Consider the following 18,330-nt stretch of genomic DNA (forward strand, 5'->3'; position numbering starts at 1 on the left):
TGGAGCGAACCTGGGAGATGCGACTTTTCATTGATGTGCTCCCTGTCTGGTCTGGCGCTTTGCACCTCGACCTGGTTCTTCAGCGACCCGAAACGGGACAGCGGGAGTATGAAACCCTTCTGCGGAGGCAAGACAGCCTCAACTGCATCAACCTAACGCATTCATCCGCCACAGTAATATTTCAGCAACACTCTGCAACGTGAGTTAACAACTCTTTTCGCGAAGCGTGGAACATATTCGTAGGTGCCTCACCTGTGCCTGCGAGACGCTCACGCCGCGAGGTGATCCAGCCTCTGCGATCGCGCGAGCCAAACCTTGGTTTCGGGTATGCGGGCAACAAAAAAGGGCGGCCTCTTCGCAGAGGCCGCCCCTTCTTGCTTAATGCCGAAGATTAGAAGCGCAGGCGAGCACCCGCATAGAAGCGACGGCCAAACACGTCGTAGACGGACGCGTTGGTGTCGGTTCCGGTTGTGTTGCCGGAGACGCCCGACAGGATCAGCGGAGCACCATTGTCGAGGAGGTTGTCCGCGCCGATGTAGAACTCATAATTGTCGGACGCCCGCCAGGACGCTTGGGCGTCCAGGTAGAACTCGGCCGGGATCTTGATGGCGCCCGGCTCCAGATCATAGCCAGCCAGGAACTGATCATCGAGCGAAGACCGGCCGAGATAGGTGCCGGTGAAGTTCAGCGTGAACTCATCGTTCGAATAGCCGAGCGACGCCGTGAAGCGATCCTTCGCAGCACCGACTTCGCCAGCGGACGGATCAACATCCGCGCCCGGCAACGGCACCGTGTCCAGGCTGAACACGTGCGTGTAAACTACCCGCGCGTTCAGGTTACCACCAACGCCAATGCCCTCGAGCGGAATGCTGTTGGTCAGCGTGACGTCCAGACCCTCGGTCGAGAACTCGCCGCCGTTGATTGCGCCGACGTTGATCAACTCGATCGAACCCGAGCTGTTGATTGCCGTTGCGTTAGGACGACGGCTGATGAACGAGCACAAGTCCTGGTTGTTCTGGTTAAAGCACTGATCGAGGATGAAGGCCCGACCGGGGGTCACGATCGCGTCGTCGATGTTGATGTTGAAGTAGTCGACGCGCAGGACGACGTTCCGCAGGAAATCAACCGAGCGCGGATTGATCGTCACCGAAGCCGTGTAGGAGTCGGACTTCTCCTCCTGCAGGTTCGGGTTGCCGCTGTTGAAGCCGCTGATGCCCTGAATATCCGCCTGGTTAAGCGTGAAAACACCGTTTGCTGCAATGTTGCCAAGGACACCCGGCGACGCGCGGCAGATGTCGCCACGAGTACCGCCACCGGTTGCACCGATCCCAACGCAGGGATCCTGCAAACCAGTCGGGAACGTCTGCGACGGGCCCGTAAACAGCTCACCGATGTTGGGCGCCCGCACCGACCGAGCGTAGGTGCCGGTAAACCTGATCGCTTCGATCGGCGCAAACTCAACACCGCCGCTGTAGCTGTAGACGGTGCCGATCGTCGAGTAGTCAGAAACTCGACCGGACCCACGCAGCCCCAAATAGTTGATGAACCCTTCCGAGATCAGAGGGACGTTGATTTCGCCGTAGAGCTCGCTGACCTCGAACGCGCCGGAGGTGTCCGGGAGAGCGTTGCCGGCATTCAGGCCGGCGTTGGTCAGAGCGTCGTTGTTCTCGTTGCTGGTCTCACGACGATATTCCGCACCCACCGCGATACCGAGCGGACCGCCGGGCAGATCGAACAGCACGCCGGACAGGTTGCCCTGGACGACCTGCTGGGAAATGCGGGTCTGGAAGGTCTGATCAGCCGCGATGTAGTTGATCGCCGCCTGCGAGATCGAGTTGAAACCGTAGATGTTGATCGGAACGCAGCCCTGCGCCCGAGCACCCGCATCGGCGCAGACCGGCGTGTTGTCTCCAGCGAACTGGGCCCCCAGCGCGCTGCGCGGAATCGCAGACAGTGCGTTGCGGAAGTTCAGGACGTTGACCTGACCATTGGACTGCTGCGATTCGCTGGTGCGACCATAGTTGTAGCTGAGGTCCCAGTTGAACTTGTCGTCGAACAGGGTGCCTTCGACGCCGACCACGAAGCGGTAGAAGTCGCGAGTGGTAGAACCGTTACGGGTGCCGAACTCCGACAGGCGACGTGCGAACTGCAGATCACGAATGCCGTCGCCGTTTGTGTCCGTCGAGGCATTGAAGATGGCGTCCGGCACGAACGGGTTGCGGATGAGCACGCCGTTGACGAGCGTCTGAAGCGGAACCGCACCGGTTGCGTCAGGGAAGATGCCGCCGATGCCGTTCGATGAAAGCGGGAACGGCTCGATCTCACGCGAAGAGCTGGTGTTGTTATACGTACCCTCACCGAAGACACTGATGCCGTCAGTGACCTCATAGTTCACGCGTGCCGCGAACAGGTAACGCTCGACCGGCACGGCAATCGTGCGGAAGAACTGACGGTTGAAGCCGTCCGGCGCACGCGTTGCGGTGCCGTTGCTCGAGAAGCCGGTGATCAGCTGGTTGTTGCGATTGAACGTGAAGCTGCCACCGGACGTGATGAAGCGGCCCTGCGGCGCAAAGCCGGACAGGAACGGCTGGGTCGGCACGCCGAAATCGGCCGGATCGCCAGTAATCCCAGCAAAGGTGTCAATGTCGTCGAGGAAGGTACCCTCACGATTGCGCGACAGCACGCCACCCTCGTTGGAGTAGCCGAAGTGCACCATGGCATTGCCGCGGCCGTCGCCAAAGTTGCCGCCCGCGGTGATGTTCGCCTGATAACGACGATCGTCGCCACGCTCGGTCAGGCCGTACTGCGCGTTCGCCTCGACGCCTTCGAAATCATCCTTGTAGATGAAGTTGACGACACCCGCGACAGCGTCCGAGCCGTAGAGCGACGACGCGCCGCCCGTCAGAACGTCGATACGCTGGATGAACTGCACCGGGATGACGTTCGTATCAACGGTGGCCGAACCCGGCAGACCCGACACGACGCGACGGCCGTTGATCAGCACCAGCGTGCGATCGCTGCCGAGGTTGCGGAGGTCGACCGTGGCAACGCCGGTGCCGGAGGTCAGAAAGGCCGAGTTGGTGCGGCTGAGACCAGGCGCGCCGAACACGGGGCTTTCAAGCAACAGTTCCTGAATGTTGGTGACGCCGGCCTGGTCGATGGCGACGTCGGACACGACCTGCACCGGCGACACCGACGTGATCGTCGGCGACACGATGCGCGAGCCGGTGATCACGATGTCCTCGCTCGGACCGGTGCTGGTGGCAAGACCAGCCGCCGCGCGCGCTTCTTCGCTCTGCGCGGTGGTCTGCGCCTGGCTCGACTGCGAACCAAGGGTGGTTTCCTGCGCCATCGCGGAACCAGAGAACATCGCAAGCGCAAGCACCACCGGCGCGCTGCCGGCCCGCAGAGCATGCTTCAAGGTCGAATTAACCATGGAAAACCCCTTTTTCTTCGCCAATGCATCAGCAAGCAAGCAATGGACGCAATAAGCGGCAAGGCATCGTGCGCCTTGTCAGGGGCAGGGAAATGCATGATCTTGGGAGCGCCCGAAAGAGGGGCGCGCTCTCAAGCACCATATTGCTTTAAACTGTCGCCAATTTGCAACATTGAGGCGGCTCGTAAGGCCGCCAACGATCCTTTCGTAGGAACGGGAGCTAGTTCCCCTCCATCGGCGGCACCAGCAGTTGCGGGTCCACGCGGGCGTCGCGCCACTTCAGTGCCCAGTGGAGGTGCGGTCCGGTGGAGCGACCGGTGGTGCCGATCGCGCCGAGCAGCTGTCCGCGACCGACGCGCTGGCCGACGCGAACGTCGATCCGCGACAGGTGGAGGAACGCGCTGTTCAATCCCATGCCGTGATCCACAATCAGCAGATTGCCTTCCAGGCTGAACGGCCGGTCCGCAGCCAGCACGACGACGCCGTCGGCCGGCGCGGTGATCGCGGTGCCGGTCGGGCGGGCAATGTCCACGCCTGAGTGATAGGCGCCGGGCTCCCCACGGTAGATGCGCTGCGAACCGAACACGCCGCTGATCCGGCCCGTCGCGGGCCAGGCGAAGCGCTGCAGCCAGCCGTTGACCGGGCTTTCGATCGCGCGCGCCGCCTCGATCCGCGCCACCTCGGCCGCGCGGATCCGCTGGTAGGTCGGATCGGGGCGGCTGGGTCCGCGCGCGATATCGACGCGCTCGATCCGCCAGGCGCGCGGCCGGACGGTCAGGGGCTCGGTGATCGTGCGCCCATCCGCGAGCCGGGCCGTGAGACGCGCGCTCGGCCCCGCGTCGCGGTCGAAGCCGATCAGGAATCGCTCGCCCGCCGCCAGCGGCACCGGCTGCCCGTCCAGGAACAGCGCGGCGGTTCCGCTCGGCGCGGTGCCGATCACCAGTCCGCCCTGCTGCAACGCGCCTTCGAAGGAAAAGCGCGCGCGCTCCGGCGGCTCGGTGGCCCGCACCACCGGCACGGGCGGCGGCGCGGTCACCGGCGGCTGGCTGCGGGGAATGGCCGTGCACCCACCCAGCAGCGCCAGCAGGATCGCGCCTGACAGCCCGCGCATCATCGGCCGCACATCGCGTCGACGGCGGCCTCGGCAGAGCCATAGCCTTCCTGCCGCTCCACGCTCCAATAACGTAAGCGGTCGAGCGGAACCGGCATGCCCGTCCGCGCGCAGACGATGTGGCTGCCGGGCGAGATCACGCGAAAGCCATTGGGGAGGTAGGCGAGCCGGGCGGGTCGCTCGGCATTGGTCATCAGCATGGTGTTGGTATCGGCCTTCCCAGGTTGATCCGCGATTTACAGGAGGCTGCCCTGGTCCGATGCCGCGGGAGCGGACCGCCGCGGCGCCGGCGCCTTGTCGGACCGCACCGCCACCTCACCATCGGCGAAATGGAGCAGCATGGCGCCGGCATCGCGCGCCTGTCCGGCGCTGGATATCAGCGCTCCGCGCGCCATCACCCGGGCAAAGCCGCGCGCGAGCGGGCGATCCGGATCGAGCGAGGCGAGCAGGCGCGACAGCCTGTCGAGCCGCTCGTGCGCGCGTGCGGCGCTTCGCAGCAGCAGCCTCGGCTCCAGCCCGACCCGCGCCAGCCGGTCGCGCCCCAGCGCCACGCGCTGCCGCAGCAAGGGCGGCCGCAGCGCACCACCTGCCCGCGCCAGGTCGCCGCGCGCATCCGCGACCCGGCGCCCAAGCGCCCGATCGAGCCGTGCGGCCGCCGCGGCCGCCCGCTCGCGCTGCGGATCGAGCAGTCCGGGCAGGCTCGGCATCAGCCGCGACGCCGCCGCCAGCCGCTCGGCACCGCGCGCCACATAGCGGCGCGCGCATCGTTCGATTGACTGGCCACGCGTCGCCAGCGTCCGCTCCAGCTCCGCCTTCACCGGCACCGCCATCTCGGCAGCGGCGGTGGGGGTCGGCGCGCGGCGATCGGCGGCGTGGTCGGCCAGCGTCGTATCCGTTTCGTGCCCGACCGCGGAGATCAGCGGGATGGTCGCCGCCGCGATGGCGCGCACCACCGGCTCCTCGTTGAAGGCCCAGAGATCCTCGATCGAACCGCCGCCGCGCGCCACGATCAAGAGGTCCGGTCGCGGGATGTCGCCGTCTTCGGGAAGCGCGCAGAAGCCGGCGATCGCTGCGGCCACCTGCTCGGCCGCGCCCTGCCCCTGCACCTGGACCGGCCAGACGATCACGCGCGTCGGGCAGCGATCCTCAAGCCGGTGAAGGATATCGCGGATCACCGCGCCCGTCGGGGACGTGACGACGCCGATCACGCGCGGCAGGAAGGGCAAAGGCCGTTTGCGATCGGTCGCGAACAGCCCTTCGGCCGCGAGCTTCGCCTTCACCTTTTCGAGGAGGAGCATCAGCGCGCCCTCCCCGGCCAGCTCCATGGTGTCGATCACCAGCTGATATTTGGATCGGCCCGGATAGGTGGTGAGCTTGCCCGTCGCGATCACCTCGATGCCGTCTTCGGGGCGGAAGGCGAGCCGTGCCGCCGCGTTGCGCCACATCACCGCGTCGATGCAGGCGTCCTCATCCTTCAAGGTCAGATAGGCGTGACCCGACGCTGCCTTCTTCCACCCGGACACCTCACCCCGGATGCGGACATGGCCGAAGCGGTCCTCCACGGTGCGCTTCAACGCCTGCGAGAGTTCGGACACGCTGATCGCGGCCGAATTGCTGCCCGCCGTCCCCTCGGCTAACAGCCGGCGCGCGGCGTCGATAAGGGGATCGTCCATGAATGTCCTGCTGCTGGGCTCTGGCGGGCGTGAGCACGCGCTTGCCTGGAAACTGGCGCAATCGCCCTCCTTGGGCAAGCTTTTCGCCGCGCCCGGCAACCCGGGAATCGCGGATCACGCCCGACTGGTCGTGCTGGATCCGGCGGATCATGCGGCCGTCACCGCCTTTGCACGGGCGGAATCCATCGGGCTGGTGGTGGTGGGGCCGGAAGCGCCGCTGGTGGACGGGCTTGCCGACAGCCTGCGCGCGGCCGGCGTTCCGGTGTTCGGGCCGTCCGCGGCGGCGGCACGCCTGGAAGGGTCAAAGGCCTTTACCAAGGAAATCGCGGTGGCCAACGGCATTCCGACCGCCGACGCCGTCTATGCGACATCGCCCGACACGGCGGCAGCGGCGCTCGACCGGTTCGGCGTTCCGGTCGTTGTGAAGGCGGACGGCCTTGCCGCAGGCAAGGGGGTGGTCGTCGCCGCCACCCGCGCCGAGGCGGATGCAGCGGTGGCAGCCTTGTTCGCCGACGGCACCGGCGCCGCGCTGATCGAGCAATGCCTGGTCGGCGAGGAGGCGAGCCTTTTCGCCCTGAGCGACGGCAGCACCGTGATCCCGTTCGGCACCGCCCAGGACCACAAGCGCGTCGGCGACGGCGACACCGGGCCAAACACCGGGGGCATGGGGGCCTACAGCCCCGCCCCCGTGCTCACGCCCGAACTGGAGCTGCGGGCGATGCGCGAGATCGTGGAGCCCACCGTTCGCGCCCTGGCGGACGCCGGCACGCCCTTCGTCGGCGTGCTGTACGCCGGGTTGATGCTGACGGCAGAGGGGCCGAAGCTGATCGAATATAATGTCCGTTTCGGCGATCCGGAGGCGCAGGTGCTGATGCCGCGCGTCGCGGGGGATCTTGTGGCCATCCTCCATGCCTGCGCGACCGGCGGCCTGGCAGCCCTTCCGACGCCCCGCTTTTCCGACGAGACGGCGCTTGGCGTGGTGATCGCCGCCGACGGTTATCCCGGAACACCGCGGACCGGCGGCACCGTCGGCGGGCTGGAAGCGGCGGCGGCAACCGGCGCGACCGTGTTCCACGCGGGAACACGGTCGCTGGAGGACCGTGTGGTCGCGAGCGGCGGCCGCGTCCTGTGTGTCGTGGCAACCGGTGCCGATGCACGGACCGCGCGGGACCGCGCCTATCAGGCTGTCGACATGATCGACTTTCCCGACGGCTTTTGCCGCCGCGACATCGGCTGGCGCGCCATCCAGCGCTGAGCGTGATCCGGAATCAGGCGGGCGAACTTAGGTGCTCGACAGCGCCGGCGGGTGCCGGGATGCTATGGCATCCGGCACCGGCACGCGCCGGCCCGACTGAAACGGAGAGCTGACACATGGCCGATTATTGGTGGCTGATCCTGCTGGTGGCGGTGCTTGCCGTCATTGGGCTCGTCCTGCTGACCCGCCGCGGCGGCGGCGAGACGCTGGATCGATCGACCCGCACACATGAGGTGTCGCGCGATCCTGAGCCGGATGGTCCGGCGGACCAGGCCGTTCCTCCCGTGCTGGTGATCCCGCAGGCCGCACCGCTCGACGTGGTGCCGCCCTCCATCCCGCTGATCGACGAAGCGCGCGTGGTGATCGAGGACGCGCCCTCTGCCGGTGCGGAAGACACTGCCGACAGCGACGGCCCGCCCGATGATCTGACGGTGATGAAAGGCGTGGGGCCGAAGCTCGCGGCGCTTCTCGCCGACCTGGGCGTCACCCGCTATGCGCAGATCGCGCGCTGGACGGAGGCCGATCTTGCGCGCGTCGACGAGCGGCTGGGCGCCTTCAAGGGCCGCCCCACCCGGGATCGCTGGATCGAACAGGCCCGGCTGCTTTCCGGCGACGATCGCGGCGCATTCGAGCGCACGTTCGGCAAGATCGATCCCGCCGCCTGAACCCCGGACACGGCAAGGGGCCCGGACCTTTCGGCCCGGGCCCCCGCCCCCCTCGCTAAGCTACAGGAGGGAAGCTCTTGGCGGAGCGGTTAGCAGCGGCTGCCGCTCCGATCGATCGCGCGGCCTGCCAGGGCACCGGCACCTGCACCCACGATGGCACCCGCCGTCCGGTCACCGCGGCGACCGACAACCTCGCGGCCCAGCAGACCACCGGCGATGGCGCCGATGATGGTGCCCGTCGTGCCGTCGCTGCGGCGGCAATAGCGGTTGTCGTAACGGTTGCCGCGATAGTTGCGCGCCCGGTCGCCCCGATAGCGGTCACCGCGGTAGTAGCGGTCGCCACGATCATAATCGCGATAATAGTCGCCGCGGTTGTAATAGCCCTGGGCCGCCGCCGGCGTTGCCGGAACCACTGTCGCAGCCGAGGCCGCGACGACCGCACCGAGAAGAGTGAGCTGCTTCAGCATGACGATACTCCCAAATACTAGATCGAAAACCGTGTCCAACCGGCGAAGTGCTGTTGGAAGAACTCCCTGTTCGTCCCGGCCTTCGTCGATAATTGGGTTCTAGAGTGATTCGCTTGAGTCGTCCCTGAACGCGCATTTTAGCTCCCGTTCATGGAGATTACCGGGCGGGTGCTTCCGGAAAGCCGCGCTTTCCCTGACGTTTGACCCGATTTTGCCGTCTCGCGCCCGGACGGCAGGTCGTTATGAGGCGGCATGGGACGGCGCCGGAGATGAACGATCTGAAACGCGGCCGCCGCTTCCTCGCCGCCGCTGCGATGATCCTGCTGTTCGTTGGCGAGCGCGCCCGTCCCGGCGAACGCGATCGCCTCGGCCCTGCCGTGCCGATCATGGCGGATGCCGTGCCGCTCGACCGCTTCGACCCGGATCGCCGGCAGGTCGGCCGCCTCCTGCTGCGGGAGGCATGGGCGCTGCGATCGGCCGATCCGGCCTTCGGTGGCTTCTCGGCGCTGGCCGCCCACGGTCGGCGCTTCCTGATGGTCAGCGACGGCGGCACGCTGGTCAGCTTCGCTCTCGATCGCGGCGGCGGCATACGCGATGTCCGTCATGGCGATCTGACCGACGGTCCGGGCGATGGGCGGCTGAAGGAATCGCGGGATGCCGAGTCGCTGGCGCACGATCCGGCGACGGGCGAATGGTTGGTCGGCTTCGAACGTGCCAACGCCATCGGCCGCTACGATCCCGAGTTCCGCCGCCTTCTGGCACTCGCGCGGCCCGCGTCGATGGCCGACTGGCCCGACAATGCCGGTGCGGAGGCGATGGCGCGGTTACCGGATGGCCGCGTGCTCGTCTTTGCCGAAGGCGGCCGCACCCCGTCCGGTGCCCGACGCGCCCTCCTGTTCGATCGTGACCCCACCGATCCGGCAGCGCTCGCCACGCCGATTGCCGTCACTCCGCCGGACGGCTTCCGTGTCACGGATGCGGCAGCCTTGCCCGACGGCCGGATCATCGCGCTTCATCGACGCGCGTCCGTCACCGACATCCGCTTCGGCAGGATCGATGGTCGGCTGACGCTCACCGATGGCTTTTCGGCAGCGATCGCGATCTACGATACGGCAACATTGCCGAGTGGAGCGCTCAGGGCCGAGCGCGTGGCGACGCTTGCCGCACCGCTCACTGTCGACAACATGGAAGGGATCGCGGTTGTGCCGGAGGACGGCCGGCTGTTCATCTGGATCCTGTCCGACGACAACCAAAAAAGTGTGGAACGCACTCTGTTGATGCGCTTCGAGCTGCTGCCGTGACGAACGCACGAAAGCGGCGCCCGGCACGCCGCGCCCCTTGCCGGAGCACGCATGCCGACGCCGCCATCACGGCCTTGGATTGAGCGGCCGGGCGCGCCCGGCGACGCTCAGGCCGCCTGCTTCTTGACCAGCTCGCGCTTCAGCCGGCGCACGCGCAGGCTCAGCTTCTCGTCGGACGTCTTCAGCAGCCAGTTGTCGAGGCCGCCGACATGCTCGACCGAACGAAGGCCGTGAGTCGACACGCGCAGACGCACGGCGCGCTCCAGCCCGTCCGACAGCAGCGTCACGTTCTGCAGGTTCGGCAGAAAGGTGCGCTTGGTCTTGTTGTTGGCGTGGCTCACATTGTGCCCCACCTGCCGGCCCTTGCCGGTCAGCTCGCAGATGCGCGACATGGTCTTGGTCCTGAGTTTCGGGTGTCCCGGAAAAGGTGCGCCACTAACGATTGACCGGCCCGACGTCAACCGATCCCGTCGGGCACGCGGTCATCATGCAACCGGAACGATCGCCGGATCGTTCGCCCGCCGATTGCACCTGTGCCGAAAGGGGCCGAACCGATGCGTAAGTTCCTGCTGCTGATCCTGCTGATCATCGTCGGATTGGCGATCATCGCCGTCGCGACCGGCCTGGTCCCGGTGACGCAGACGCAGGAAGCGCGGCTGCCGACCATCGAGGGCGGGCAGCTGCCGGCGTTCGACGTCGACACGCCCGAGGTCGAGGTGGGCACCGTCAACAAGACGGTCGAGGTGCCGGTGGTGGATGTCCGCAAGGGCGGCCAATAAGGTCTTGCCATCGCTCCCGCCGACTGCTCCGTCGGCGGGATGATCCACGGCTTCCCCCTTCCTCCGCCCATGCAGCGCGCGCTGGCGCTGGCGGAGGCGGCCGGCAGGTGCGGGGAAATCCCGATCGGAGCTGTCATTCTCCACCGCGGGCGGATCGTGGCGGAGGCTGCAAACGAGACGCGCAGCCGGCCCGATCCAACCGCCCATGCCGAACTGCTCGCGATCCGGCGGGCAGCGGACGCGCTGGGGCAGGAACGGCTGACCGACTGTACGCTTTTCGTGACGCTTGAGCCTTGCGCGATGTGCGCCGGCGCGATCGCCCATGCCCGACTGGCGGTGCTCCATTACGGCGCGGAGGATCCGAAGGGCGGCGGCGTGGCGCACGGCGCCCGCGTCTTTTCCCATCCGACCTGCCACCATCGGCCGCTGGTCTATGGCGGCATCGGGGCCGAGCGATCGGCCGCGATGCTCCGCCGCTTCTTTGCGGAGCGGCGGGTGGGCGCGGACGGATCCGCGCCCGCCGACGATCAGTAGTTGGACTGGCGGACGTCGTTCTCCGTCACCGGCACCACGCGGATCTCGACCCGGCGGTTTTCCTGACGGCCGGCTTCCGTGTCGTTGCTTGCGACCGGCTGCGTCGATCCGAAACCGCGGGTCGCGATGCGGGCGGACTGCACGCCGCGGCTGCTGAGATAATCGGCGACCGCCTGGGCCCGACGCTCCGACAGGGGCTGGTTGATGGCATCGCTGCCCGTCGAATCGGTGTGGCCGTACACGTCGATATAGGTCTGGTTATACTCGCTGAGCGTCTGGGCGACCTGATCGAGCGTGGTGCGGAACTGCGGCTGGATCGATGACTGGTTGGTCGCAAAGGTGATGCCGGCCGGCATGTTCAGGACCAGGTTGTCGCCTTCGCGGCGCACGTCGACGCCGGTGCCGGCGGTCCGCTCCCGCAGTTCGCGCTGCTGGCGATCCATGTAGGCGCCGACGCCCGCACCCGCGATCGCGCCGATGCCGGCGCCCACGATCCGCTCCGTCCGGTCGTTGCGGCCGCCCAGCAGGTCGCCGAGCAGATAGCCGCCGACCGCGCCGCCGGCGCCGCCGATCGCCGCGCGGCTGATTCGGCGCTCACCGGTCACGGGATCGGTGGTGCAGGCCGCGGTGGTGCCCGCCAGCGCCAGCAGCGCGGCGACGGTCATGGTGGAGGGACGACGGATCATGGAACTCTCCCGTGCGGTTGATGATGTTGCGGGCAAGAACCGCCACCCGTGCACCCTTGTTCCGGATGCGATCCGACATCGCTGTTGTGTCGGAGCCGAAATGCCTGCAAAGCCGCCGCCGCGCCATGCAGCCGCTTCCCCCCTTTCCCTGGCTCGATCTTCTGATCATCGTCGCGCTGATCGGCGTGAACGGGCTGTTCGCGATGTCGGAGCTGGCGCTGGTGTCGTCGCGGCGGCCGCGGCTCCAGGCGCTCGACAAGGCGGGCAGCCGCGGAGCCCGGGTCGCGCTCACCCTGTCGGAGGATCCCGGCCGCTTCCTGTCGACCGTGCAGATCGGCATCACGCTGATCGGCATCCTGGCCGGCGCCTATTCGGGATCGAGCCTGGGCGGCCCGGTCGCGGCGCGGCTCGAGCGGCTGGGCCTGCCTGCCGACACGGCCGAGGGTGCGGGCTTCGGCGTCGTCATCGCTGTCACCACCTACCTGTCGCTGATCGTCGGCGAGCTCGTCCCCAAGCAGATCGCGCTCCGGTCGCCCGAGCGGATCGCGGCCGCCATGGCGATCCCCATGTCGTGGCTGGCCCGCGTCGCCGGCCCGATCGTCTGGCTGCTCGATGCTTCCACCGGCCTCGTCTTTCGCCTGCTCGGCATCGGGCGGGAGAATGACAGCCAGGTCACGGCCGAGGAGCTGCACCTGATCGTCGCGGAGGCCAGCAAGTCCGGCGTGATCGAGGAGCATGAGCGCGCGATCATCTCCGGCGTGGTCCGGTTGGCCGACCGACCCGTGCGCGAGGTGATGACGCCGCGCACGATCGTCGACTGGATCGACGTGGAAGCGACGCCGGAGGACATCCGCGCCGCGCTTGCGGGAACCGGCCACACGCGCCTGCCGGTGGCGGAAGGATCGGTCGACCGCATCGTCGGCGTGATCCAGGCGCGCGACATCGCCACCGCGCTGGTCGATGGTCGGCCGCTGGAGCCCCGCGCGCTGATGCGCCCGGTCACACACATCCCCGACCAGCTGGGCGCGATGGAAGCGCTGGAGACACTCCGGCGGGCAGAAGTGCCGATGGTGCTGATCCAGGACGAGTACGGTCATTTCGAGGGGCTGGTGACGCCCACCGACCTGCTGATCGCCATTGCCGGCAGCTTCGCGTCAGACGTCGACGACGCGACCGACCCGGACGTTGTCGAGCGGGAGGACGGCAGCCTGCTGGTGTCCGGATCGCTGTCGGCCGATGCGCTTGCCGAGCGGCTGGAACTGACGCTGCCGGACGACCGCGATTACGCCACGGCAGCCGGCTTTGCGCTGTCCGTCCTGAAGCGGCTGCCGAAGACCGGCGACCATTTCACCGCGCAGGGCTGGCGGTTCGAGATCGTCGACATGGACGGGCGCAAGATCGACAAGCTGCTCGCCGAACCGGTCGTCGACCCGGCGGTCTGAGCGGGATCAGGGCGTCTCGAACAGCTGGGCCAGCTGCTCGATGATGGTGCCGCCCAGCTGTTCGGCATCCATGATCGTCACCGCCCGCGAATAATAGCGGTTCACGTCGTGGCCGATGCCGATCGCCACCAGCTCCACCGGCGACTTGCCTTCGATCCAGCCGATCACGCCGCGCAGGTGCCGCTCCAGATAGCTTCCGCTGTTCACCGACAGCGTCGAATCGTCGACGGGCGCGCCGTCGGAGATGACCATCAGCATCTTGCGCTCTTCCGGGCGCGCCAGCAGCCGGCCATGCGCCCACATCAACGCCTCGCCGTCGATGTTCTCCTTCAGGAGCCCTTCGCGCATCATCAGGCCCAGCGACTTGCGCGCGCGCCGCCACGGTTCGTCGGCGCGCTTGTAGACGATGTGGCGCAGGTCGTTGAGCCGGCCGGGCGCGGGTGGACGCCCTTCCGCCAACCAGGCCTCACGCGATTGCCCGCCCTTCCAGGCACGGGTGGTGAAGCCCAGGATCTCCGTCTTGATGCCGCACCGTTCCAGCGTGCGCGCCAGGATGTCGGCGGAAATGGCGGCGATGGAGATCGGCCGGCCGCGCATCGATCCGGAATTGTCGATCAGCAGCGTGACGACGGTGTCCCTGAACTCGGTCTCCCGCTCCACCTTGTAGGACAGCGACTGGCCGGGGTTGACGACGACGCGCGCCAGCCGGGCGGCATCGAGCAATCCTTCTTCCTGGTCGAAGTCCCAGCTCCGTGACTGCTGCGCCATCAGCCGCCGCTGCAGCCGGTTGGCGAGCTTCGTGACGGCGCCCTGAAGATGCACGAGCTGCTGGTCCAGATAGGCGCGAAGCCGGCCCAGCTCCTCCTCGTCGCAGAGCTCTCGCGCTTCGATCACCTCGTCGAAGCGGGTGGTGAAGGCGCGGTAGTCGAGCCCCATCGGCGGCTCGCCAAGCGGCCGGTTGGGGCGGGAGGGCGCCTCCCCCTCCATCTCGCCGGGCGCGGGATCGCCGTCGCCGTCATCGAGCATGTCGGCCTCACCTTCGGCCTCGCCCTCGCCCTCCTGCGGATCGCCCTGCTCCACCCGCATCTCGGACGGATCGGGCGGGGCCGCGCCCTCGCCCTGCTGGTCGTCCTCGCCTTCGTCCTCGCCCGGCTGTTCCTGCTCGTCGCCGCCCTCGTCCTCCGGCTCCTCGCTGGCGGGCTGGCCCTCGACCAGCTCCAGATCCTCCAGGAGCTTGCGGGTGAGCTTCTGGAAAGCGGCCTGATCGTCCAGCACAGCGGGCAGCGCGTCGAGCCCGACGCCGGCCTTGTCCTCGATCCAGTCGCGCACCATCCCCAGCCCGCGTTCGGCATGGGCGGGGGGTTTCAGCCCCGTCAGCCGTTCGCGGACGACAAGGCCCACGGCGGTGGACAGCGGAACCTCGTCGGCGCCGCGCGCCCGGCCGATCGGGTCGCTGCGCAGCCGCTGGCCGAGGCTGTGGCTGAGATTGGCGGCGACGCCCGCCATGCCGCGGCTGCCGATCGCCTCCACCCGCGCGCCTTCCGCCGCGTCGAACACGGCGCGCGCGACCGCGTCCGCAGGGGCGCCGCGCGCGTGGAGAGCCGCGTCGTGGTGGCGCATGCGGATGGCAAATCCGTCCGCCTGCCCGCGCGCCTCGGCCACCGCCTCGGGCGGCAGCGCGCGCGCCGGCGTCGTGACCTTGATCGACCGGCCGCGGGCGGAGGACGCCTCCGTGGTGAAACCCAGCTCGACATCCGGATCATCGGCCAGCGCGCGCGCGGCGCCCGCCAGCGCCGCGCGGAATTCGTCCAAGGCCGACCGATCCGCCATCAGGCCTGCTTCGCCACGCCCTCCGGCAGGTCCTTGCCGAACACGCGCTGGTAATATTCGGCCACCGTGCCGCGCTCCGCCTCGTCGCACTTGTTGAGGAAGCTCAGCCGGAAGGCGAAGCCGACATCCTTGAAGATGAGCGCGTTCTGCGCCCAGGCGATCACCGTGCGCGGGCTCATCACGGTGGAGATATCGCCGTTCATGAAGCCGCGCCGCGTCAGCTCGGCGACCTTCACCATCCGGTCCACCGTCTCCTTGCCGTCGGGCTTGTCATATTCGCCCGACTTGGCGAGCACGATGCGCGCTTCGGTCGCGGCCGGCAGATAGTTGAGCGTGACCACGATGTTCCATCGGTCCATCTGGCCCTGATTGATCTGCTGCGTGCCATGGTAGAGCCCGGTGGTGTCGCCCAGGCCGACCGTGTTGGCGGTGGCGAACAGCCGGAACCAGGGATTGGCGCGGATCACGCGGTTCTGGTCGAGCAGCGTCAGCTTGCCCTCCGCCTCCAGCACGCGCTGGATCACGAACATGACGTCTGGCCGGCCCGCATCATATTCATCGAACACCAGCGCGGTCGGCGTCTGCAGCGCCCAGGGCAGCAGGCCTTCGCGGAACTCCGTCACCTGCGCGCCGTCGCGCAGCACGATGGCGTCGCGGCCGATCAGGTCGATGCGGCTGATGTGCGCGTCCAGGTTGATGCGGATGCACGGCCATTTCAGCCGGGCGGCGACCTGTTCGATGTGGGTCGACTTGCCGGTGCCATGATAGCCCTGCACCATGACGCGGCGGTTGTTGGAGAAGCCCGCCAGAACCGCCAGCGTCGTGTCCGGATCGAACACATAGGCGGGATCGAGGTCGGGCACCCGCTCGTCCGCCTCCGAAAAGGCGGGCACGGTCATGTCCGTGTCGATGCCGAACAGATCGCGCACCGATGCGGTGCGGTCGGGCGCCGCCATCAGCACCGTGTCACGACTGTCGGGTTGGGCGTTCGGAAGATCGATCATGGGAGCAATGGGCCTTTCGCCGCTGCCTTAGGGCATGCCGAACGCTTTTCTCAACCATCCGGACGCAGGATCAGTCGATCTTCTCCGGCAGGCGGAACAGGTCAACGAAGCGGCGCGCCCGGTCCATGTCGCCGGCCACCGCCATGCCGCCGCCGGTCCCGTCCGCGTCCAAGGGCAGCTTGCCGTAGATCGACACCCGCATGGCCATCGTCGTGCCGGTCAAGACGACGTCGGTCGCCGCCCCCTCCTCCCGCCGGATGACGAGCGAGCCGGCGTCCGTGCGGAGCACAAAGGCGTCGTCGGGGAAGCGAAAGGCGATGGACGTTGGGGGCATGTCGGCGAGCTTGGCCGGGTCGACGAGCGTTTCCAGCGACATCATCGCGGACGCCGGCGACATGAACAGGAGCGGATCGTGCCGGCGGGACTGCGCCGCCCAGCGGCCGAGATCCCGCATCAGGGGCGCCGCCTGGAGCCCCCACGGCGTCAGCGCATAGACCTGCACATTTGCCGGTGACGGCAGCATGCGACGCACGATGATGCCGGTTTCGGCGAGCTTTTCGAGCCGTTGCGTGAGCACGTTGGCGCTGATCCCCGGCAGGTTGGCCCGGATCTCGCCGAAGCGGCGGGGCCCGTAGACCAGTTCCCGCATGACCAGAAGCGACCAGCGCTCGCCGATGAAGTCGAGCGCCAGCGCCGTGCCGCAGGCATCGTCATAGCCCTGCCGGACGCGCGACCTCGATAACTCAGTTACATTTTCTAACTTCATGGTTGTTTTAACTAACCACATGAGGCACCAATCGCAAGCGCCGAGTCGCAGCAAGATGAGGGAGGAACAGATGCCGAAGATGATTTTCGTGAACCTGCCGGTCACGGACGTGGCGCGAAGCACGGCCTTCTACGAGGCGATCGGTTTCCGGAGGAACGCCGCCTTTTCCAACGACCAGGCGTCCGCGATGGCGTGGTCGGAGACGATCAGCGTCATGCTGCTCGATCACGGCTTCTATTCGACCTTCACCGACAAGCGGATCATCGACGCCAAGACCACCAGCGGCGTGCTGCTCTGCCTGTCGTTCGACGACAAGGCCGGGGTGGACCGGATCCACGATCTGGCGCGCGGCGCCGGCGGCAGGGAGACGCGCGCGATCGAGGACCAGGGCTTCATGTACGGCGGGGCGTTCGAGGATCCGGACGGGCATGTCTGGGAGACGGTCTGGATGGATGCGGCCGCGATGACGCCGCCCGCCGATGCCGCCGCCGCCGAGCCGGCAGCGGCTGCCTGAAGGCGGATGGCGATGCGCCGGCACCGCGACGCCTTTGCCGTGGCCGCCGCCGCGTTCGCCGTGACCGCGCTGGCGATGGTCGCCTGGCCGGCGCTTCCCCTTGTTCCATGATCGAAAGGTCCAGTTTCGTGAGCACGCCCGTCATCACCGCCTTCGACTGGGTTCCCGACTTCGCCAAGGGCCAGGTGCGCGACCTGCGCGTGCGCTGGGCGCTGGAGGAGGTCGGGCAGCCTTATGAGGTCCGCTATCTGCGCCAGGGCCAGCAGAAGAAGGATGCCCACCGCGCCTGCCAGCCCTTTGGCCAGGTTCCGACCTATGAGGAGGGCGACCTGGTGCTCTTCGAGTCGGGCGCGATCGTGCATCACATCGCAACGGTGCACCCCGGGCTGCTGCCGGCGGATCCGGCGGCGCGGGCGCGGGCGGTGGAATGGATGTTCGCGGCGCTCAACACGGTGGAGCCGCCCATCGCCGACCATGCGCTGGTGACGATCTTCGAGGTGGCGGAGGGCTGGTCCCGGCCGCGGCTGGCATCCGTTCTCGCGCGGATCGACGGACGCTTGGGCGAGCTGTCGCGGCGGCTGGGGGACCGGCCGTGGCTGGACGGTGACGATTTCACCGCCGGCGACCTGATGATGGTCAGCGTGCTGCGCATCGTCGCGGACGACGGGCTGCTCGATCCGCATCCAAACCTCGTCGACTATGTTGCGCGCGGCACCGCGCGTCCTGCGTTCGGACGGGCGCTTGCCGCGCAGATGGCGGGCTTCACCGGATCGCCCCCGCCCGGCTTTGACGCCTGGATGGCGGAGATCGCCCGCAAGCAGGCGGAGCTCGCCTGAAACCCGGCCCCATACCCTGAAGGAGAGAGAC

The 18,330-nt window shown here is 67.8% G+C and carries 18 protein-coding genes; 8 read left to right on the forward strand and 10 right to left on the reverse strand.

Annotated features, from left to right (window positions below):
- Positions 1-391 precede the first annotated feature (391 nt).
- From GGR88_RS10215 to xseA, 4 genes are all read right to left on the reverse strand, one after another.
- Positions 392-3,436, reverse strand: coding sequence for a TonB-dependent receptor domain-containing protein (locus tag GGR88_RS10215; protein ID WP_209023370.1), 3,045 nt, complete (start codon positions 3,434-3,436; stop codon positions 392-394).
- Between the two features lie 220 nt (positions 3,437-3,656).
- A complete protein-coding gene (locus GGR88_RS10220) occupies positions 3,657-4,547 on the reverse strand; it encodes a M23 family metallopeptidase (RefSeq protein WP_425338491.1) in 891 nt (296 codons plus the stop codon).
- A complete protein-coding gene (locus GGR88_RS10225) occupies positions 4,547-4,741 on the reverse strand; it encodes a DUF2093 domain-containing protein (RefSeq protein WP_425338480.1) in 195 nt (64 codons plus the stop codon). The genes GGR88_RS10220 and GGR88_RS10225 overlap by 1 nt, the downstream gene beginning before the upstream one ends.
- Before the next feature lie 42 nt (positions 4,742-4,783).
- Positions 4,784-6,220: an exodeoxyribonuclease VII large subunit gene (gene xseA, locus GGR88_RS10230; RefSeq protein WP_167954614.1), complete on the reverse strand. Its 1,437-nt coding sequence runs from the start codon at positions 6,218-6,220 to the stop codon at positions 4,784-4,786.
- On the opposite strand from xseA, the gene purD reads away from it, so the two are divergent.
- Together purD and GGR88_RS15315 are read left to right on the forward strand one after the other, a co-directional pair.
- Positions 6,219-7,475, forward strand: a complete 1,257-nt coding sequence (gene purD / locus GGR88_RS10235) for a phosphoribosylamine--glycine ligase (RefSeq protein WP_167954615.1) — start codon at positions 6,219-6,221, stop codon at positions 7,473-7,475. The two genes, xseA and purD, sit on opposite strands and share 2 nt — an antisense overlap.
- A 116-nt stretch (positions 7,476-7,591) precedes the next feature.
- A complete protein-coding gene (locus tag GGR88_RS15315) occupies positions 7,592-8,140 on the forward strand; it encodes a hypothetical protein (protein WP_245196811.1) in 549 nt (182 codons plus the stop codon).
- A gap of 89 nt (positions 8,141-8,229) precedes the next feature.
- On the opposite strand, the gene GGR88_RS10245 is transcribed toward GGR88_RS15315, so the two are convergent.
- The gene (locus GGR88_RS10245; protein WP_167954616.1) at positions 8,230-8,607 is read right to left on the reverse strand and encodes a glycine zipper 2TM domain-containing protein; all 378 of its coding nucleotides are present in this window, start codon (positions 8,605-8,607) and stop codon (positions 8,230-8,232) included.
- 269 nt (positions 8,608-8,876) lie between these two features.
- Here GGR88_RS10245 and GGR88_RS10250 point away from each other — a divergent pair, with 269 nt between their 5' ends.
- Positions 8,877-9,908, forward strand: a complete 1,032-nt coding sequence (locus tag GGR88_RS10250; protein ID WP_167954617.1) for an esterase-like activity of phytase family protein — start codon at positions 8,877-8,879, stop codon at positions 9,906-9,908.
- Between the two features lie 107 nt (positions 9,909-10,015).
- Here the strand turns inward: GGR88_RS10250 and rpmB are convergent, their stop codons facing one another.
- Positions 10,016-10,300, reverse strand: a complete 285-nt coding sequence (gene rpmB, locus GGR88_RS10255) for a 50S ribosomal protein L28 (protein ID WP_167954618.1) — start codon at positions 10,298-10,300, stop codon at positions 10,016-10,018.
- A 162-nt stretch (positions 10,301-10,462) separates the two neighbouring features.
- Between rpmB and GGR88_RS10260 the strand changes: the two genes are divergently transcribed.
- Together GGR88_RS10260 and GGR88_RS10265 are read left to right on the forward strand one after the other, a co-directional pair.
- The gene (locus GGR88_RS10260) at positions 10,463-10,687 is read left to right on the forward strand and encodes a hypothetical protein (RefSeq protein WP_167954619.1); all 225 of its coding nucleotides are present in this window, start codon (positions 10,463-10,465) and stop codon (positions 10,685-10,687) included.
- A gap of 39 nt (positions 10,688-10,726) precedes the next feature.
- On the forward strand, positions 10,727-11,221 hold the full coding sequence (locus tag GGR88_RS10265) for a nucleoside deaminase (protein WP_245196813.1): 495 nt from the start codon (positions 10,727-10,729) through the stop codon (positions 11,219-11,221).
- Here GGR88_RS10265 and GGR88_RS10270 read toward each other — a convergent pair.
- Complete coding sequence (locus tag GGR88_RS10270) at positions 11,215-11,907, reverse strand: YiaD family glycine zipper/OmpA-like lipoprotein (protein ID WP_425338481.1); 693 nt, start codon at positions 11,905-11,907, stop codon at positions 11,215-11,217. The genes GGR88_RS10265 and GGR88_RS10270 overlap by 7 nt on opposite strands.
- 125 nt (positions 11,908-12,032) lie before the next feature.
- Here GGR88_RS10270 and GGR88_RS10275 point away from each other — a divergent pair, with 125 nt between their 5' ends.
- A complete protein-coding gene (locus GGR88_RS10275; RefSeq protein ID WP_167956126.1) occupies positions 12,033-13,349 on the forward strand; it encodes a hemolysin family protein in 1,317 nt (438 codons plus the stop codon).
- Positions 13,350-13,355: 6 nt separating this feature from the next.
- On the opposite strand, the gene cobT is transcribed toward GGR88_RS10275, so the two are convergent.
- The 3 genes from cobT to GGR88_RS10290 all read right to left on the reverse strand — a co-directional run bounded on the left by cobT (position 13,356) and on the right by GGR88_RS10290 (position 16,949).
- The gene (gene cobT, locus GGR88_RS10280) at positions 13,356-15,179 is read right to left on the reverse strand and encodes a cobaltochelatase subunit CobT (RefSeq protein WP_167954622.1); all 1,824 of its coding nucleotides are present in this window, start codon (positions 15,177-15,179) and stop codon (positions 13,356-13,358) included.
- The gene (gene cobS, locus GGR88_RS10285) at positions 15,179-16,183 is read right to left on the reverse strand and encodes a cobaltochelatase subunit CobS (RefSeq protein WP_167954631.1); all 1,005 of its coding nucleotides are present in this window, start codon (positions 16,181-16,183) and stop codon (positions 15,179-15,181) included. Before cobS ends, cobT begins: the two co-directional genes overlap by 1 nt.
- A gap of 70 nt (positions 16,184-16,253) precedes the next feature.
- On the reverse strand, positions 16,254-16,949 hold the full coding sequence (locus GGR88_RS10290; RefSeq protein WP_167954633.1) for a winged helix-turn-helix transcriptional regulator: 696 nt from the start codon (positions 16,947-16,949) through the stop codon (positions 16,254-16,256).
- A 70-nt stretch (positions 16,950-17,019) separates the two neighbouring features.
- Between GGR88_RS10290 and GGR88_RS10295 the strand changes: the two genes are divergently transcribed.
- Complete coding sequence (locus GGR88_RS10295; protein WP_167954634.1) at positions 17,020-17,463, forward strand: VOC family protein; 444 nt, start codon at positions 17,020-17,022, stop codon at positions 17,461-17,463.
- A gap of 128 nt (positions 17,464-17,591) precedes the next feature.
- Positions 17,592-18,299 (forward strand): glutathione S-transferase family protein, encoded by a 708-nt coding sequence (locus tag GGR88_RS10300; RefSeq protein ID WP_342449776.1) that lies wholly within the window; start codon positions 17,592-17,594, stop codon positions 18,297-18,299.
- The last annotated feature ends 31 nt before the right edge of the window (positions 18,300-18,330 follow it).

The organism is Sphingomonas jejuensis, assembly GCF_011927695.1.
GTDB classification, from domain to species: Bacteria; Pseudomonadota; Alphaproteobacteria; order Sphingomonadales; family Sphingomonadaceae; genus Sphingomonas_K; species Sphingomonas_K jejuensis.

Bases quoted from the DNA above. Each gene is read 5' to 3' on its own strand.
- GGR88_RS10215 (WP_209023370.1), bottom strand. From the start codon at position 3,436: ATGGTTAATTCGACCTTGAAGCATGCTCTGCGGGCCGGCAGCGCGCCG.
- GGR88_RS10220 (WP_425338491.1), bottom strand. From the start codon at position 4,547: ATGCGCGGGCTGTCAGGCGCGATCCTGCTGGCGCTGCTGGGTGGGTGC.
- GGR88_RS10225 (WP_425338480.1), bottom strand. From the start codon at position 4,741: ATGACCAATGCCGAGCGACCCGCCCGGCTCGCCTACCTCCCCAATGGC.
- purD (WP_167954615.1), top strand. From the start codon at position 6,219: ATGAATGTCCTGCTGCTGGGCTCTGGCGGGCGTGAGCACGCGCTTGCC.
- xseA (WP_167954614.1), bottom strand. From the start codon at position 6,220: ATGGACGATCCCCTTATCGACGCCGCGCGCCGGCTGTTAGCCGAGGGG.
- GGR88_RS15315 (WP_245196811.1), top strand. From the start codon at position 7,592: ATGGCCGATTATTGGTGGCTGATCCTGCTGGTGGCGGTGCTTGCCGTC.
- GGR88_RS10245 (WP_167954616.1), bottom strand. From the start codon at position 8,607: ATGCTGAAGCAGCTCACTCTTCTCGGTGCGGTCGTCGCGGCCTCGGCT.
- GGR88_RS10250 (WP_167954617.1), top strand. From the start codon at position 8,877: ATGAACGATCTGAAACGCGGCCGCCGCTTCCTCGCCGCCGCTGCGATG.
- rpmB (WP_167954618.1), bottom strand. From the start codon at position 10,300: ATGTCGCGCATCTGCGAGCTGACCGGCAAGGGCCGGCAGGTGGGGCAC.
- GGR88_RS10260 (WP_167954619.1), top strand. From the start codon at position 10,463: ATGCGTAAGTTCCTGCTGCTGATCCTGCTGATCATCGTCGGATTGGCG.
- GGR88_RS10265 (WP_245196813.1), top strand. From the start codon at position 10,727: ATGATCCACGGCTTCCCCCTTCCTCCGCCCATGCAGCGCGCGCTGGCG.
- GGR88_RS10270 (WP_425338481.1), bottom strand. From the start codon at position 11,907: ATGATCCGTCGTCCCTCCACCATGACCGTCGCCGCGCTGCTGGCGCTG.
- GGR88_RS10275 (WP_167956126.1), top strand. From the start codon at position 12,033: ATGCAGCCGCTTCCCCCCTTTCCCTGGCTCGATCTTCTGATCATCGTC.
- cobT (WP_167954622.1), bottom strand. From the start codon at position 15,179: ATGGCGGATCGGTCGGCCTTGGACGAATTCCGCGCGGCGCTGGCGGGC.
- cobS (WP_167954631.1), bottom strand. From the start codon at position 16,183: ATGATCGATCTTCCGAACGCCCAACCCGACAGTCGTGACACGGTGCTG.
- GGR88_RS10290 (WP_167954633.1), bottom strand. From the start codon at position 16,949: ATGAAGTTAGAAAATGTAACTGAGTTATCGAGGTCGCGCGTCCGGCAG.
- GGR88_RS10295 (WP_167954634.1), top strand. From the start codon at position 17,020: ATGCCGAAGATGATTTTCGTGAACCTGCCGGTCACGGACGTGGCGCGA.